Annotated in this window: 15 protein-coding genes and 1 tRNA gene; 6 read left to right on the forward strand and 10 right to left on the reverse strand. The window is 39.2% G+C overall.

Going from position 1 to position 16,709, the window contains the following annotated elements:
- Positions 1-144 precede the first annotated feature (144 nt).
- The 3 genes from RHO15_10470 to proQ all read right to left on the reverse strand — a co-directional run bounded on the left by RHO15_10470 (position 145) and on the right by proQ (position 3,207).
- Positions 145-232 (reverse strand) — tRNA-Ser (locus RHO15_10470).
- Between the two features lie 244 nt (positions 233-476).
- Positions 477-2,501 carry a carboxy terminal-processing peptidase gene (gene prc, locus RHO15_10475; GenBank protein WVD63870.1) on the reverse strand — a complete coding sequence of 675 codons (2,025 nt, stop codon included), beginning with the start codon at positions 2,499-2,501 and terminating at the stop codon, positions 477-479.
- A 43-nt stretch (positions 2,502-2,544) separates the two neighbouring features.
- A complete protein-coding gene (gene proQ / locus RHO15_10480) occupies positions 2,545-3,207 on the reverse strand; it encodes an RNA chaperone ProQ (GenBank protein ID WVD63871.1) in 663 nt (220 codons plus the stop codon).
- Positions 3,208-3,831: 624 nt separating this feature from the next.
- On the opposite strand from proQ, the gene RHO15_10485 reads away from it, so the two are divergent.
- Positions 3,832-4,392 carry an HdeD family acid-resistance protein gene (locus tag RHO15_10485; GenBank protein ID WVD63872.1) on the forward strand — a complete coding sequence of 187 codons (561 nt, stop codon included), beginning with the start codon at positions 3,832-3,834 and terminating at the stop codon, positions 4,390-4,392.
- Positions 4,393-4,528: 136 nt separating this feature from the next.
- Here RHO15_10485 and rsgA read toward each other — a convergent pair whose 3' ends face one another.
- On the reverse strand, positions 4,529-5,593 hold the full coding sequence (rsgA, locus tag RHO15_10490) for a small ribosomal subunit biogenesis GTPase RsgA (GenBank protein ID WVD63873.1): 1,065 nt from the start codon (positions 5,591-5,593) through the stop codon (positions 4,529-4,531).
- A 92-nt stretch (positions 5,594-5,685) separates the two neighbouring features.
- Here rsgA and orn point away from each other — a divergent pair, with 92 nt between their 5' ends.
- From orn to hemH, 3 genes are read left to right on the forward strand one after another with little or no spacing between them, the layout of a single operon-like run.
- Positions 5,686-6,243, forward strand: coding sequence for an oligoribonuclease (orn, locus tag RHO15_10495; protein ID WVD63874.1), 558 nt, complete (start codon positions 5,686-5,688; stop codon positions 6,241-6,243).
- Between the two features lie 9 nt (positions 6,244-6,252).
- Positions 6,253-7,524 carry a lipid IV(A) 3-deoxy-D-manno-octulosonic acid transferase gene (gene waaA, locus RHO15_10500; protein ID WVD63875.1) on the forward strand — a complete coding sequence of 424 codons (1,272 nt, stop codon included), beginning with the start codon at positions 6,253-6,255 and terminating at the stop codon, positions 7,522-7,524.
- A complete protein-coding gene (hemH, locus tag RHO15_10505; GenBank protein ID WVD63876.1) occupies positions 7,517-8,497 on the forward strand; it encodes a ferrochelatase in 981 nt (326 codons plus the stop codon). The genes waaA and hemH overlap by 8 nt, the downstream gene beginning before the upstream one ends.
- 161 nt (positions 8,498-8,658) lie before the next feature.
- Here hemH and galU read toward each other — a convergent pair whose 3' ends face one another.
- The 4 genes from galU to RHO15_10525 all read right to left on the reverse strand — a co-directional run bounded on the left by galU (position 8,659) and on the right by RHO15_10525 (position 12,819).
- The gene (gene galU, locus RHO15_10510) at positions 8,659-9,579 is read right to left on the reverse strand and encodes a UTP--glucose-1-phosphate uridylyltransferase GalU (GenBank protein WVD63877.1); all 921 of its coding nucleotides are present in this window, start codon (positions 9,577-9,579) and stop codon (positions 8,659-8,661) included.
- A gap of 123 nt (positions 9,580-9,702) precedes the next feature.
- Positions 9,703-10,230, reverse strand: coding sequence for a hypothetical protein (locus tag RHO15_10515; protein ID WVD63878.1), 528 nt, complete (start codon positions 10,228-10,230; stop codon positions 9,703-9,705).
- Between the two features lie 478 nt (positions 10,231-10,708).
- Positions 10,709-11,899: an amino acid aminotransferase gene (locus RHO15_10520; protein ID WVD63879.1), complete on the reverse strand. Its 1,191-nt coding sequence runs from the start codon at positions 11,897-11,899 to the stop codon at positions 10,709-10,711.
- A 257-nt stretch (positions 11,900-12,156) separates the two neighbouring features.
- Positions 12,157-12,819, reverse strand: a complete 663-nt coding sequence (locus RHO15_10525; protein WVD63880.1) for an HD domain-containing protein — start codon at positions 12,817-12,819, stop codon at positions 12,157-12,159.
- Between the two features lie 216 nt (positions 12,820-13,035).
- Here RHO15_10525 and RHO15_10530 point away from each other — a divergent pair, with 216 nt between their 5' ends.
- Entirely contained in the window at positions 13,036-13,302 is a 267-nt protein-coding gene (locus RHO15_10530; protein WVD63881.1) for a hypothetical protein, read from the forward strand.
- 283 nt (positions 13,303-13,585) lie between these two features.
- Positions 13,586-14,467 carry an EamA family transporter RarD gene (gene rarD, locus RHO15_10535; GenBank protein WVD63882.1) on the forward strand — a complete coding sequence of 294 codons (882 nt, stop codon included), beginning with the start codon at positions 13,586-13,588 and terminating at the stop codon, positions 14,465-14,467.
- Between the two features lie 165 nt (positions 14,468-14,632).
- Here rarD and mnmE read toward each other — a convergent pair whose 3' ends face one another.
- The gene (mnmE, locus tag RHO15_10540; protein WVD63883.1) at positions 14,633-15,994 is read right to left on the reverse strand and encodes a tRNA uridine-5-carboxymethylaminomethyl(34) synthesis GTPase MnmE; all 1,362 of its coding nucleotides are present in this window, start codon (positions 15,992-15,994) and stop codon (positions 14,633-14,635) included.
- Between the two features lie 151 nt (positions 15,995-16,145).
- A complete protein-coding gene (locus tag RHO15_10545) occupies positions 16,146-16,694 on the reverse strand; it encodes a DNA-3-methyladenine glycosylase I (GenBank protein WVD63884.1) in 549 nt (182 codons plus the stop codon).
- Positions 16,695-16,709: the final 15 nt, after the last annotated feature.

Genomic DNA, 16,709 nt, shown 5'->3' on the forward strand with positions numbered 1-16,709 from the left:
GTGGTATTGTTAATTATCACTTTTTATTTCATACACGGTAACCAACCAATATATATCATCATATGAAAAGCCCTTCAATCGTCAGTTTTGATTTGGTTATGAATATAAAAAAGGATCTCTTTTTCAAGAAATCCTTATTATAAATGGCGGTGAGAGAGGGATTCGAACCCTCGATACGTTGCCGTATACACACTTTCCAGGCGTGCTCCTTCAGCCACTCGGACATCTCACCTAATCTGGTTTACCGCTCATTGTATTAATGAACACATATTTTAGAGCGGCATACTATAATCAATTATCTGTACTTTGGTCAAGCTCTCTTTTTTATTAATGAAGAATAACTTGAGAACCAAATAGCACCATTAATACAATAAAACTGACCACAGTGATTAAGGCTAATTTAAGATTAGTAGACATTATCATGCACTCCTTTATAAACTGATTTAATTGAAAAACCACAACAATAGTAAAAACGATTAATTATTAGACTTATATCCTGCTTTTAAATCAAGTGCAATTTCTGCAGCTTCATTCAAAAATGCATCTGGTACTTTATAGTCTTTTGGCAGCTCATCTAAACTTTTCACTGGCTTTTGATGCATTCTCTCTAAACGTTCATTGGTTCGTGTCAGTTCACGTTTATCGTTTTCATCCTGCTCTAGCTCACGTTTAGCCTTATTTAATGAGATAACAAACTGTTTATCGCTCTCTTTATTCAATCGACTGATATCAGCATCAATATAGTTAAACTCAGGATCTTGTTTAATTCTCTGTTCATGTAACACGTTCAATTTAGGTAGAATCTTATCGACATTACCAAAAGAGCTATATCTTGCTGCTTTAATGCTATCCCAAGGCAGTGCATTATCTAAGAAACGTTCACCCGTTTCGTAATCAAGTTGCATATCAGTCATTTCAATATCCGGCACGACACCTTTTAGCTGAGTACTGCCACCATTGATACGATAAAATTTCTGAATTGTATACTGTACCCCACCTAAACTAGGCCAATCTGGATGTATCCTTTCATCAATCGGATAGGCAATATTGCGCGAAGTCTGCACAGTACCTTTGCCGAAGGTCGTTTCGCCCACAATCGCCGCACGATGATAATCTTGTAGCGCTGCCGAGAAAATTTCAGAAGCCGAGGCACTATAACGATTAACCAGAACAACTAAAGGCCCATTATAATAAACAAAACCATCATTATTATCATATTGAATGACGTTTTGTCTATCATCTCTGACTTGTACAACAGGGCCGGATTCAATAAACAGTCCAGTCAAACCAATCGCCTCAGAGAGTGATCCCCCGCCATTATTTCTTAAATCGATAACCACACTATCTACATTTTCTTTATTAAATTCAGCTAATAAGGTCTTGGTCTTATTGGTTAATCCAATATAGAAGCTCGGCACTTCTAATACGCCCACTTTACCTCTCGGCGTTTGAATAATCGAGGATTTCACTTCACGATCTTCAAAACGAATCGTATCTCGTTTAAGCTCGATAGTCTTTGGTTTGGTATTCGCCCCAGCCGGCAGTATTTCTAAATTAACCGTTGTGCCTTTAGGACCGCGAATCAAATCGACAATATCATCAAGGCGCCAGCCAATCACATCTTGAATCTGTTTACCTTTCTGGCCTACCCCAATAATTTTATCGCCAATCGCTAATTGATTACTTTTTTCAGCTGGTCCGCCTTTGACGAAAGAAACAATACTGGTATAGTCATCTTCCATGTTTAACGTCGCACCAATCCCCTCAAATGAGAGACTCATTTCAGAATCAAAATCACGTTTTTTTCGGGGCGCTAAATAGCTGGTATGTGGATCAATTTCTCTCGCAAAAGCATTCATGAAAACCTGAAAAGCATCTTCACTATTGGTCTGAATTAAAATCTTCAGCACTTGACGATAGCGTTTCGAGAGAATCTCTCTAATCTCATCTTCTTTTTTATCGGTCAACGCTAAACTTAACTCATCAAATTTAACCCGTTTTTGCCAATACTCATCAAGCTCTTTTTCTGAGGTTGGCCAAGGCATTTTATCGCGTTCAAAATCAATTGACTCATCGCTATCAAAATTCATTGGCTGAGCGAGTACAGACAGGGCATATTGATAACGCATAAAGCGCTTTTTCAGCGCAAAATTATAAATATCAAAAGCCACAGATAGATCACCGGTTTTCAGCTCTTGAGCAAAAACGGTCTTTTGAGGTTCAAATTGAGCAATATCGTCCGCAGTAAATAAGCCTTTATTTGAATCCAGCAGCTTAAAATAGCGGTCAAAAATTTTTTCAGAAAAAGCATCATCTAACTGAATATGATGATAATGCGCTTGGGTGAAATAGTTAGTCACCCGTTTTGATACTGTTTGATGTATCGGGTCTTGTGTTAACTGAGGAAGTTGTTCCATGGTATATTCTTTTGCCTGGCCAACACCAAGCAATAAGAATAAACTCACCACACCAATGATAATTTGTACTAATTTTTGCTTCATTCAACTTCTCAAATTAATAAATATGATTAATATCCGTCCGAGGTTACTCAATCAGATATTCAGATCTGACAGTCAACTCCATACCTGATGGAATCTTCACTCGAACATTCTCTTTTTCGATGGCAATTAATACCGCTTCTACGGGCTTACTACTTAATGTGATTCTCACTTGATCACCCGCTTTCAGTGTCGATAAATCAACAGGTTTTCTATCCGCATTAACGGATTTGGTCGTTTGCGCTATTTGATTATTTTTGATATTTTTTCTTGCCCCATCGACTGGTTTTTTATTGACAAATGTTTTTGCTCCATTGGGCACACGTACTTCTTTATTATTAACGGTTTTCGTCTCTTTTTGTTGAAGTCTTTTCGCTTTGACTTTAGCTTTTGCTTCATCCAATTGCTGCTTCGCATGTTCAACGTGTTCAGCAGTTAACTTTTCACATGGCATACCATTTAAGTCGACACGATCAGCCCCCTCTTTAATACTATGCAAATAACGCCAGCTCAGCGTATATGTCCTCAAGGCTGCTCTCAGTTTGACTTTACTGATATTTTCACTGCTATCAATAGAGGCAACTAAATCTTGAAAAATACCGATTTTAAGGGGCTTAGCCTCACCTTCAACAGAAAAGCATTGAGGAAATTGGGCTGCTAAATAGGCGATAATATCTTTACTAGTACTAAATTTAGGTTGGTTTTCCATGTAAAATTCCAAAAACAACGAACGATAAAAAGCATTGACTATTATAATAATTCAAATGCTAAAGTATATATATGAATTCAAGTTATTTAAGAATTATCTCAAATAACGATGATTTAATGAGATATCTCAATGTCTTATTCAATAAAAATAATCTCATCACGACACACTATTTTGAACATTAAAACATATTATTACATTATGTTTTTAATATAGCGACCATTCTACTTCAAACTGAAGAGCAGAAGCGAAGCCTAAAACATAAGCTCGATAATGACCCCGCATTCAAATCAAAACCTGAATGATTCTATTTAATTAACCATAACTATACAGCAAAGTCACAACACTGTGAAATAAGAAACGTTAATCGCCACAAATACATTTGTTGGAGTCGTTAATGACCGGCTTTATCAATAAAATATGCACAATCGCGCAGGATTGTTTTAAACCTCGCCAAAGCGGACAGCAATAATAACCGATAATATTATTTAGCATAGACAATTTATCTGATTATTTTATGTTATTTTTCATTTGTCGCCTTAGCTTTATATTTAAATTAAAAAACAATCAGCGTAAAATAAAAATACCAGCAGGTCTAATACCTGCTCAATCAAAAGGATCATTAAAATGAAAGATATCGCATCATCAGTTAAGAGTTTATCTGCGCAACTGAAACATAAATGGGGTTGGTTTGTATTGATTGGTATTGTACTTGTTATTCTGGGTATGTTTGCTTTGGGCTATCAATTTATGGCAACGGTATTTTCAGTTTACTATATTGCTATACTGATTATTTTTGCTGGTGTTGCCCAAATGTTCCAAGCATTTCAGGTCAAAGGATTTGAGCAGAGTGCGCTATCTTCGGTCATGGGGGTTATCTATCTTGTTGCAGGTATCGTTTCTCTTTATAGTCCAATCGCCGCATCATCAGCTATTACGCTAGTTATCGCGATGTTATTTTTAATCAGTGGTCTGACGCAAATTATCCGAGCATTTCAGCATCGTGGTCTAGCTAACTGGGGCTGGTTACTGTTTTCCGCTGTTATCTCTCTGTTGTTAGGTATTATCATTTTAATCGGCTGGCCAACCAATAGCTTGTGGTTACTCGGTTTATTCTTAGGTATTGACTTGATTTTCCAAGGCTGGGCTTATATTAGTATTGGATTTGCGATTAAAACCTCTAAATAGTCGCAAACTAACTAATGACGTATTAGCGGTATCAATCTATACCGCTAATTGCCTTAAAATAGAGATAGCAGCAGAGATTCGGCGTGATGCAATTTACCGAGCGAATTCAGCCTTTTACTCTTAACCGCGTAATCCGTTACTTATATTCGCGATTACTTTTCGCTTTTACTTCTGCCATTGACTGTAAAATACGGTGATAGTTATCAAAGCGCGACTGAGCAATAAGACCTTTTTCAACAGCGGCTTTTATGGCACATCCAGGATCATTTTTATGCTTACAATCACGATACTGGCAAGTCCCTAAATAATCGGCAAACTCAATAAAGCCATCACTGATTTTATTGCCCTCTAAATGCCATAGTCCAAATTCGCGCACACCCGGTGAGTCAATAATCGCACCGCCTTCAACTAAATGATAAAATTTAGTGGTGGTTGTGGTATGTTGACCCAATCCCGATGTTTCAGAGACATCGCCAGTGCTTGCTTGCGCAAATGAATCTGGTAATAACAAATTGATTAAACTTGATTTACCCACCCCTGACTGCCCAACAAAAATAGAGGTGCGATCTTTAAGCAACGCTTTTAGTGCCGGGAATCCTTCTTGTGTTTTTTGCGAAATCAATAAGACCTGATAACCAATCTGATGGTAGAGCTCCAATTGAGCTAAAACTTGCTCGCGCTGCTCAGCCGTTAACAGATCAACTTTATTGAGTATAATTATGGGCTTGATATCAATGGTCTCACAGGCTACTAAATAGCGATCAATAATATTGAGCGAAAGCTCAGGCACCACCGCTGAGACGATAATAATTTGATCAACATTGGCCGCGACGACTTTAACACCGTCATAAAAATCAGGACGCACAAACTGACTCTGCCGTTCATGCACGGCTTCAATCACGCCTTTAGCTTGCGGGTCAAGGCTTGGCCGCCATACAACACGATCGCCCGTGACCAAAGCCGGCACGGTACGACGAATATTACAGCGATAGACACATCGCTGGGCATCCTCAACATCCGCTAACTTGCCATAACGGCTGATCACAAGCCCCTCTTGAGGCTCAGCAAATAGCGCATCCATATCTTCTGCTTCAGCTTGTGGCTTATCAAATTCAGCCACTGATTGAGTCAATTTGCGGCGTTGTTGATGATTCACATCAACGCGCCGCTTTTGATTTTTCGATAACTTATTTTTACTCACAATATTTATCTGGCGTTAAACTTTTCATAGAATTTGATAGATATGCTACACTAGTTATCGTAAAAAAGATAATTTCTATTATGGTTACTGATATGACAAATTTACCTGTAACAAGCAAAAATAATCTGGTTTGGGTTGACCTTGAAATGACCGGACTAAACCCAGATAACGATCGGATTATTGAGATCGCAACGATAGTCACAGACTCAGATCTCAACATTCTAGCTGAAGGCCCTGTATTTGCTATTCGTCAATCAGCGGAGCAACTTGCCAAAATGGATGAGTGGAATGTAACAACACATACTCAAACCGGCCTGGTTGATCGTGTTAAGCAGAGCCTGATTTCAGAGCAAGATGCCGAACAACGAACTATCGAGTTTTTAAAACAGTGGGTACCAGAGAATTGTTCGCCGATTTGTGGCAACAGTATCGGTCAGGATCGTCGCTTTCTTTATCGTTATATGCCCAAGCTGGAAGCTTATTTTCATTATCGCTATCTGGATGTCAGTACCTTAAAAGAGCTAGCAAAACGCTGGAAACCAGAAATTTTAGCCGGTTTTACCAAAAAAGGCACCCATCAAGCCTTAGACGATATCAAAGATTCGATTGCCGAACTGGCCTATTATCGACAACATTTCATTCAGCCCTAATTGAATATCATGCAATATTTTTATACTTTTTTGTTATATCTTATTCAGCCTTTCGTCTGGATTCGTTTACTTTGCCGAAGCATCAAAGCGCCCGCTTATCGTCATCGTTGGCTTGAACGATACGGCTTTTGTCGCCATAAAGTCCAATCTAATGGTATTTTAATACATGCCGTTTCTGTGGGAGAAACCGCTGCGGCAGTACCGCTGATCAAAGCCCTGAAGAAACAGTATCCTGACATGCCGATTACCGTCACAACCATGACACCAACAGGTTCTGAGCGTGTCACAACATTATTGGGTCAAAATGTTAGCCATGTTTATTTACCTTATGATTTACCCGGCGCAGTCAATCGTTTTATCAATACCTTAAAGCCCCAGCTTGTCATTATTATTGAGACTGAATTGTGGCCGAACTTTATCACAGCTTTATATCAAAAGCAGATACCACTGATTATTGCCAATGCCCGTCTATCTGAACGTTCAGCAAAAGGTTATGCCAAATTTGCGCATTTTACGCAAACCATTCTCAGTCGAATTACCTTAATCGCCGCTCAAAATGAGCAAGATGGACAACGTTTTATTGATTTAGGTCTACCAACATCGCATCTGACGGTCACCGGTAGTATTAAATATGACATCTCATTACAGGCGGCAGAACAAGATAAAATCGCCCAGCGACGTGATAAATGGCAACTCAACAGGCCGGTATGGATTGCCGCAAGCACCCACTCAGGCGAAGATGAGATTATTTTAAGTGTTCACCAAAAGCTATTACATCAGCATCCAGATCTTTTGCTCATTCTTGTGCCTCGCCATCCTGAACGCTTTAAAGAGGTAGAGAAACAGGTTATTAATAAGTCGCTGGACTATGTTTTACTCAGTCAGCAAAGCATGCCTACAGCGGAAACAGCCGTTTTGCTTGGCGATACCATGGGCGAACTGGTCACATTATATGGTTTATCCGATATCGCTTTTATCGGCGGTAGTTTAGTTGAAAGAGGCGGACATAACCCTTTAGAAGCCGCATTACACAAAATTCCGATTATCACTGGTCCATATACCTTTAATTTTAAACTGATTTTTCAACAACTCCAGCAAGCGGGGGGCGTATTAGTTGCGAATAAGAACCCCGATGAGTTGTATCATCTGGTGCTTAACTTAATTGATGACAAAACAGCCGCACAGCAAATGGGCGAGTGCGCTTATCAGGTATTAAGACAAAACCAAGGTGCACTTGGACGTTTACTCAAATTAATTCAGGGATACATCACACATGCATAAACCAGAAAAGTCAGGCGTTATCTTGGTTAATTTAGGGACACCTGATGAGCCAACATCTGAAGCGGTAAAGCGTTATCTGACTGAATTCTTGCTTGACCGCCATGTTGTCGATTTACCCAAGCTGTTCTGGTCCCCGCTGTTAAGATGGATCATTTTGCCTAAAAAAGCACCAAGCAGTGCAAAAAACTATGCCAAAATTTGGACTGACAAAGGCTCACCGCTGATGGTGTACAGTCAAAGACTGGTCACAAGACTGGCATCTCAATTACCAGACATGAATATAGCCCTGGCCATGACCTATGGTAAGCCAGATTTAAAGCAAGCGCTGTATCAACTTCGTCATTGCCAGACCATAAAAATTATTCCGCTCTATCCACAGTATTCAACCACAACAACGCTAGCCATTCTGAATAAAGTCCGCGGTCTGGTCAACCGTTGGTCAGACAAACCCGCTATCAGTTATCTGCACGATTATGCTGATCATCCAATGTATATTACCGCGTTGGTTTATCACATTGAGGCCGCTTTTGAGACTCAAGGGATCCCCGATACACTCGTGCTCTCTTATCATGGAATTCCGATGAACTACATCAAAAAGCGTCAGGATGAGTATGCCGATCGCTGCGCTTTAACCACTTCACTCATAAGCGCTGCACTACATAAAAAAAATATTCATCTCGATATTCAAGCCGCTTTTCAATCTCGTTTTGGCAAGGGGGAATGGACCAAACCTGATACCACCATGGTATTAAAAGCGTTAGCGAATAAAGGACAGCATCATGTCCAAGTCATCTGCCCTGGATTTTCTGTTGATTGTATAGAAACGTTAGAAGAAATAGCGATGTTTAATCGTACACAATTTTTAACTGCTGGCGGAAAAATCTTTCATTACATCCCAGCACTCAACGACTCAGAAGAACAGGTAAAACTGATGCATCAGATCATTACAGAAAGTGAGCTCAATCCACTTTAGTTCGGTCAGGTGATTTGTTATTCATCAGCAGAATAATAGCCACTGACAATGATGATATCGCCAGAAGAGATAAACCTCGAATCAATCAAGATAATACATCATTCGAGGTTTAAATGTTGATGTGTTAGAACACAAAAGAGATGAGATTCCCACCTTAGGCGTTAGCGTTTAAGGTGTTTTAACCAATCAGTCACATCAGCACCTAACTCATGATGGCGCATCGCATATTGAATAAAAGCTTGAATATAACCGAGTTTGTTACCGCAGTCATGGCTAAAACCTTTAATACAATAAGCATCAATTTCTTCATGCTCAAGTAACATCGCAATCGCATCGGTCAATTGGATTTCATCACCTGCACCCGGCGGAGTTTTGGCTAACAGTGGCCATATTTTTTCAGATAAAACATAACGACCGACAATAGACTGATTAGATGGCGCATCTTCAATCGCGGGTTTCTCTACTACACCATACATTTGCGTACTCTTACCACTCAAAATTTCATTCCCTTTGCAATCAACAATACCATAAGAAGAGACTTTATCTTTCGGTACTGGTTCAACCATGATTTGGCTTCGTTTAGTTTGATGAAAATGATCAATCATCGCTGCCAAATTCTCTGTTTTCAGATCACAATGGTATTCATCTAAAATCACATCCGGTAATACAACGGCAAAAGGCTGCTGACCAATCAGTGGATAAGCACATAAAATTGCGTGACCGAGTCCCTTAGCTAAACCTTGACGAACACTCGAGATCGTTACCGTTTTTGGACAAATCGATTGTACTTCAGCCAATATCTGACGTTTAACGCGTCTTTCTAACATCGCCTCTAATTCAAAGCTCGTATCAAAATGGTTCTCGATAGAGTTTTTGGATGAGTGCGTCACAAAAATAATTTCAGTGATGCCGGCAGCCACGCATTCATTTACCACATATTGAATCAATGGCTTATCAACCAGTGGCAACATCTCTTTTGGTATCGCTTTAGTTGCAGGCAGCATTCGCGTACCGAGTCCAGCAACAGGAATAACAGCTTTAGTGACTTGTCCAGATGTAGATTGTGTTAAATTAGAAAACATAGCGTTACCTTACTTATATGAAATCCATCGTTTTTATTATTGATAGTTATTAAATCACTTCCAGCTTTATTTACATAGAACTATTTTTAGTATCATTAAAAATTAACGATAGCTTGAGGTAATTCAGTCATGGGACTGAGATATAACCTCAAGTCCAGCCGCGTTAATCAGAGAAGGGGCTAAATAGTTATCACTTAACGGATCAAGGCGAATGTAAACCACCTCACAATTGGATAAAATAGCTTGTCTCACCAGAAAGGTAGATATTCTTATCTGCTTTTCTTGTTGTGCCTTGGAAAGATGGCGAGGTAGATTGAATTCTGCATCACAATCATTAATTACGCTACAGTGTCGATCATATTGACCACTAACGGGCATATGAGGATAATCTCGTGTTATTAACTTATCGGTCAATTTACCTTTTAAACCTTGGTAGTATGAGGGTAACGTAGAACTTTGACGACTAACATCAGAATAGATGAGATTATAACTATGGCTTTGCTGCAATTCAGATAATGGCATAAAGATAAACTCATCGCCAGATAACTTTTTATACTGACAATCAGAAAGAACTTGTGGTGCATCCATATGCTTGAGGGCACAGCCAGAAATGATAAAGATAAGCGCGGTGAATAAAAATCGTTTTATCATACAAATTGATGTCTTAAAAATAAACGGAATGAGTTTATCTATCATAACACTGTGAGTTTATTTTTATACACCAAGTGAAGCATTTAAAGCAGATAAATTAAAAAACAAAATAGACTGATCCTATTAAACAATTATATCCATATAAATTATTAAATAAAATCAGACTATTTATAACGTAGCTTTTATTCTCTAAGCACAGTCCTGAAAACGTCTATTATTCCTTTACTAACAACACTTCAATCATAAAAGCTTAAACAAATATTACTATTTTATAACCCTGAAAGGGTCTATATTTCTACTTCCTTGTATACGGATAATATCCCATCAAAATAGACAAAAAATATCTATTCTAAAATCCGCAAGATAACTCATTTCAGTTAAGTCATTACGTTATCTAAACTAAGTATATATTATGATAAAAAAATAAGCAAATTCAGTAAATTATATCTTTATTATTTAAAGAAGCTTTCAATTTTAGCTAAATTTTAGAAAAAGCCTCAGCAACATGCTGAACATTTTGATGATTGAGACCAGCCACACACATGCGTCCACTACCAACTAAATAGATACCCTCTCTTTCACGCAGCAAATTAACTTGTTCTGGACTAAAGCCGGTATAACTAAACATCCCTCTTTGCTTTAACAGATACGCGAAATCATAATCAGGTAAAGCTGTTTTCAAGGTTTGCACTAAAACTTTACGCATATCGATAATTCGCTCTCGCTTCTGCAGTAGTTCTTGCTGCCATTGCTGTCGTAAAACCGGATCGGTTAACACAATCTCAACCAATCTTGCACCATAACTTGGTGGACTTGAATAGATACGACGAATCGTAGCTTTTAATTGTCCTAATACATGCTCTTTTTCTTGCGTGGTCTGGCACACAATCGATAAGCCACCAACTCGCTCACCATAGAGTGAAAAAATCTTCGAAAATGAATTACTCACGACACAAGGCAATCCGGCAGAAGCCATGCAACGAATAGCATAAGTATCTTCCACTAATCCGTCACCAAATCCTTGGTAAGCGATGTCTAAAAAAGGAATAAGATCTTGCTCAAGCAGCACTTTGGTCAATTCATCCCACTGCGCATTCGTTAAATCAGAACCGGTTGGATTGTGACAACATGGATGTAACAAGACAATGCTTTTTGGCGGGAGCTGTTTCATGGTCTCGCGCATTTGTTCAAACAGTACACCTTTAGTGACCGGATCAAAATAGGGATAGGTGTTGACCTGAAAACCCGCGCCATTAAAAATGGCCACATGATTTTCCCAGGTCGGGTCACTGACCCAAACCGCCGAATCAGGAAAATATCGTTTTAAGAAGTCAGCACCCACTTTGAGTGCGCCTGAACCACCCAAAGTCTGAATCGCCGCAATAAGATCTTGTTTTAATACTGGATGATCATCACCAAATAATAAGCTGGCAATCGCTTGACGATAGGGAACAAGGCCTTCCATAGGGAGATAAAGCGATGCCCCGGTTGATGTTTGACTTAATCTTTTTTCTGCTTCTTTAATCACATTTAATTTCGGCACTACGCCATTTTCATCATAATATAAACCAATACTAAGATTGACTTTATTCGGTCTTGAATCGGCTTTAAATTTTTCGACCAATGATAAAATAGGATCACCCGCGTACATCTCAACGTTTTCAAACATCTTCCATCCCTCTTTATAATTATCCTGATGCTAAAGATACAATATCGCCATATTGATCATTTTTATGATGCATTACAATATTCTCAAAAATATACGACAATCACTGATTAATCGCAAACAGATTTAACATCAAGAGAGAACATTATATACGTTGGCTTATTGCTTACCGATAAGCTGATATTGAATTGAGTCAAATGATAGGATGACATTGATTGTCGCAATGTCGATATCATAAAAAAATCGACAAGCGACTTTGTCTATTGATCATCACCTAACCACTCTTTCTCAAATCGCGCAACAAAATCCAGCATAAACTGATGACGCTCTTGAGCAAGCTGTTTAGCGGCTTCTGTATTCATTTGCGCTTGCAGTAAAAACAGTTTCTCATAAAAATGATTAATGACCGTATTTGAATGGCGATAATCAACTTCAGTTAAGTCAGCTCTTGCCGCCTGATTGAGATCATGCATTTGATTTTTTTTATTACCGCCATAATAAAAAGTACGCCCAATACCAATCGCCCCTATCGCATCGAGTCTGTCAGCATCTTGTACTATCATCCCTTCCAACGATAACGCTTGTTTTTGGGTCAAGTTTTTACAATAAGACATTTTCTCGATAATCTCGAGGATGGCGATTTGTTCATCCGGTAATATCGACAATTCTTGCAGGAAGAGTAGCAGCTCATTTTTGGCAGCAAGACTATTTTCAACGACTTTATCATCAATCACATCATGTAAATAAGCACTCATTAAGACCACAAAATCATTCGCGGTTGGCTCGGTGGGTAAAATTCGGTGGCAAAGATTAACGACTCTTTCAATATGACTAAAATCATGCCCGGAATAGTCATGAGCTAATTTTTGTTGGGTATATTGGCGAACCCGACTGATCTTAATTGTCTGTTCATCATTAAGCATATTATTCATCCTTAATCAATTCAAATCGTTATCAAATCACGGTATAAGTATAGCATAAAGATTGTGTCGTGTTGATAAAGCCACCATCCTGGCGATGTTAGCCGGCATTATAATCAACTTCAGTAGAGGGCTATTTTCCAGCCGATTTGATTGCACATACGATGAATAAATGCTAATCTTAATACTGTTTATTTATACAGCAAAAGAGTGAATTATATGCAGCGAAAACAAGAAAATAGTATGCTTCATCTGTATCCCATCCCTAGCCCGGAACTCAAGCCTCGTAATCAAATGTTGACGCTTTTTGAAGAGCCTATATTTTATGAGGTGAACTTATCGCACAATTTAAACAATGAAGAGTTAGTTGAACAATGTGTGGCATTAGTGCAAGCGATGATCGAGACAAACAAATCTGGGATTCGCGAATCACTCATGTTTATTCTGGCTGAAAAATTGCACTGCTTGCAACAACGATATCCCTAAAATAGCAACAGATAAGCGATAGTCAACAATAAAAACTTATCATGATCACGTTTCGTCTCATATCACGAAAGAACCTATTTCAATCTGTGCAAATACGGTGTCACTTAAAACAGGTGACCCGTCATCAATATAAAAAATAGTATAAAAAAATTAATATGTTAACTTCTAACGCCGGGTTTAACTGACAGCATTAGATAAAAGAATTATCGATAATTGATAGTATTTACTACGCGAGCACGCTACAATCGTTAGCATTTTATCATACTTAATTCATTTCACGCTTATGTCTAAAGTTACTGCATTTTTTCTCGGTATTACCGCTTATGTTATTTGGGGTTTGTCGCCCATTTATTTTAAAAGTATTCAAGCCTTACCGGCGACTGAAATTATCTTACACCGTATTATCTGGTCAGCAATTTGCTGCCTGTTAGTCCTATTTTTTATCACGCAAAAATCACAATGGTTACTGTTACTCAAGCATCCTAAATATATTGTTATCTTGATGTGTACAGGATTAATATTATCGGGAAACTGGTTACTTTATGTTTGGGCGATTAATAACGGTTATATGTTTGAAACCAGTTTGGGCTACTACATTAATCCCCTCATTTCTGTTTTTCTGGGAATGGTCGTTCTGAAAGAAAAACTGCAAAAATTGCAATGGTTAGCGATTATTTTAGCCGCCACAGGGGTGCTGATACAAATCATTCTTTTAGGGTCACTACCGTGGATTTCACTCTTACTCGGTCTCTCCTTTGCTTTTTATGGCTTGATTCGCAAGATCGTCCCTGTGCAAGTCTTCACTGGTATGTTTATTGAGACCTGGATCTTAGTACCGGTTGCGTTATTTTGGCTATGGTATCATCCGACAGCTGAGACGTTACAACCCTATTTTTGGGGAGATCATCTGTGGTTATTATGTATGTTAGCGGGTCCGCTCACACTCGTACCGCTGATTTTATTTAATTTAGCCGCTAAAAATCTACCTTATTCAACGATTGGCTTTTTACAATATACCTCGCCGACATTAGTCTTTTTGCTCGCAACGTTTTACTTTAAAGAGCATCTCAATTTATATACTTTAATTACCTTTGCGTTTATCTGGGCTGCACTGATCATCTTTAGCATTAATAGCTATATGATGGTACGTAAAAATAGACATTGAGCCATCTCTAAAAATGAGCCTCATAGTGTTCAAAATAAAAGCATTCACGGACATAAAATGGTCAGTGAATTCTAATAAATGGTTATAGAGCAATTTAAATAAAAAAGGCATAACAATATGTTATGCCTTAAATGTACAAATTAATGCACCTAAGTAAATCTGAACTTACTTACCAATACAAAAAGAGCTAAAAATCTTACCGAGTAAATCATCCGCGGTAAATTCACCGGTAATTTGACTGAGACTCTCCTGCGCGAGTCGCAGCTCCTCAGCTAATAGTTCACCTGCATGGAAATGAACTAGTTGTTGATGACCTTGTTCCAGATGCATAGCGGCAGTCTCCAGCGCTTGCAAATGACGACGGCGCGCTAAAAAGCCGCCCTCTGTGCTACTGGTGAATCCAATGCTTGATTTAAGATGTTCGCGTAATACATCGATCCCCTGACCGGTACGCGCAGAGAGTCGAATAAGTGAGTAACCATTCACTTCACTTGCCCCTAAGGTTTCATCGGTCAAGTCGGCTTTATTGCGCACCACAGTTATAGGTAATTTTTTCGGTAGCCGCTGCATAAACTCAGGCCACAGCTCATCAGGTTCACTGGCCTGTGTAGTCGTACCATCAACCATAAATAATACCCGATCAGCTTGTTCAATCTCCTGCCAGGCTCTCTCAATCCCAATCCGTTCAACTTCATCACTGGCATCACGTAAACCGGCGGTATCAATAATATGCAGAGGCATCCCATCAATATGGATATGTTCACGCAGAACATCGCGTGTGGTACCGGCTATATCGGTTACTATCGCCGCGTCCCGGCCCGCTAAGGCATTGAGCAGACTCGACTTACCAGCATTAGGACGACCCGCGATAACGACTTTCATCCCTTCCCGCAATAAAGACCCCTGTTTGGCCTCTTTACGTACATCAGTTAAGTGTGCCATGACATGATTGAGCTGCGCCTCAATCTTACCATCGGAAAGAAAATCGATCTCTTCTTCAGGAAAATCAATCGCGGCTTCAACAAAAATACGTAAATGGATAAGTTCATCAACCAAACTATTGATTTTGGCTGAAAATACACCTTGCAGAGAAGACATCGCTGATTTGGCGGCTTGCTCAGAACTGGCATCAATCAGATCGGCTATCGCTTCTGCTTGCACTAAGTCTAATTTATCATTTAAAAAGGCACGCTCAGAAAATTCACCGGGACGCGCAATTCGCACTTTCTCAACCTGCAGTACAGCCTTGAGTAACAGATCTAAAATGACCGGCCCGCCATGTCCTTGCAGTTCGAGCACATCTTCACCGGTAAAAGAGTGTGGATTGGGGAAAAACAGCGCGATACCTTGATCTAAAATCTGACCATCCTCACCATAAAAGGGGAGATACTCAGCATATCTCGGTTTAGGTACTTTGCGCAAAATAGCTTGTGCCACTATTTTGGCCTCTGGCCCTGAGATGCGAAGGATACCCACCCCGCCTCGACCTGGTGGCGTTGCTTGTGCGACAATTGTGTCTAAATTCATGATACTCTGCTATAAATGACGATATGATTAATCATAAACAGAATGATATCACGATAACGTTCGCATAAAAACAAGCTATTTTAATCGTTATACTTTTCTGATTTATCACAAAAAGTCATCATCATTCTCTTACTGCGCATTTTATTTTCAGCTAGATTCTAAAATCACACGAGAGCAAGTGATCATTCACCAGTCCCATCGATTGCATAAAGGCGTAACAGATAGTCGATCCCACAAAGGTAAAACCCCGCTTTTTTAACGCTTTCGACATATTATCGCTAATATCGGTACTCGCGGGTATCTCAGACAAATGGGCATAGTGATTAATCAGCGGCTTTCCATCGACGAAAGACCAGATAAACTCAGCAAAATCCTCCTCCTGATTTTGCATCGCTAAATAGGCATGAGCATTTTTAATAATGGCATTGAGCTTTAAACGATTGCGAATTAAGCCTTTATTTTCTAGCAGGGGTTCGATCGTTTGTAAGGTAATAATTTTATGCGGATCAAAATCAAAAAAGCAGCGGCGATACTCGGCGCGCTTTTTTAATACGGTAATCCATGATAAACCCGCTTGCTGTCCTTCCAAACAAATCTTCTCAAATAGTTTTTGACTCTCTTTCACCGCTTTGCCCCATTCGTTATCGTGGTAATCGATATAGAGCGGGTCTTGTGACACCCAACCACAGCGTGTTTTCATTCTCTCTTCACCTGT

The sequence above is a fragment of the Orbaceae bacterium lpD01 genome (assembly GCA_036251705.1).
Classification (GTDB): Bacteria; Pseudomonadota; Gammaproteobacteria; order Enterobacterales; family Orbaceae; genus Utexia; species Utexia brackfieldae.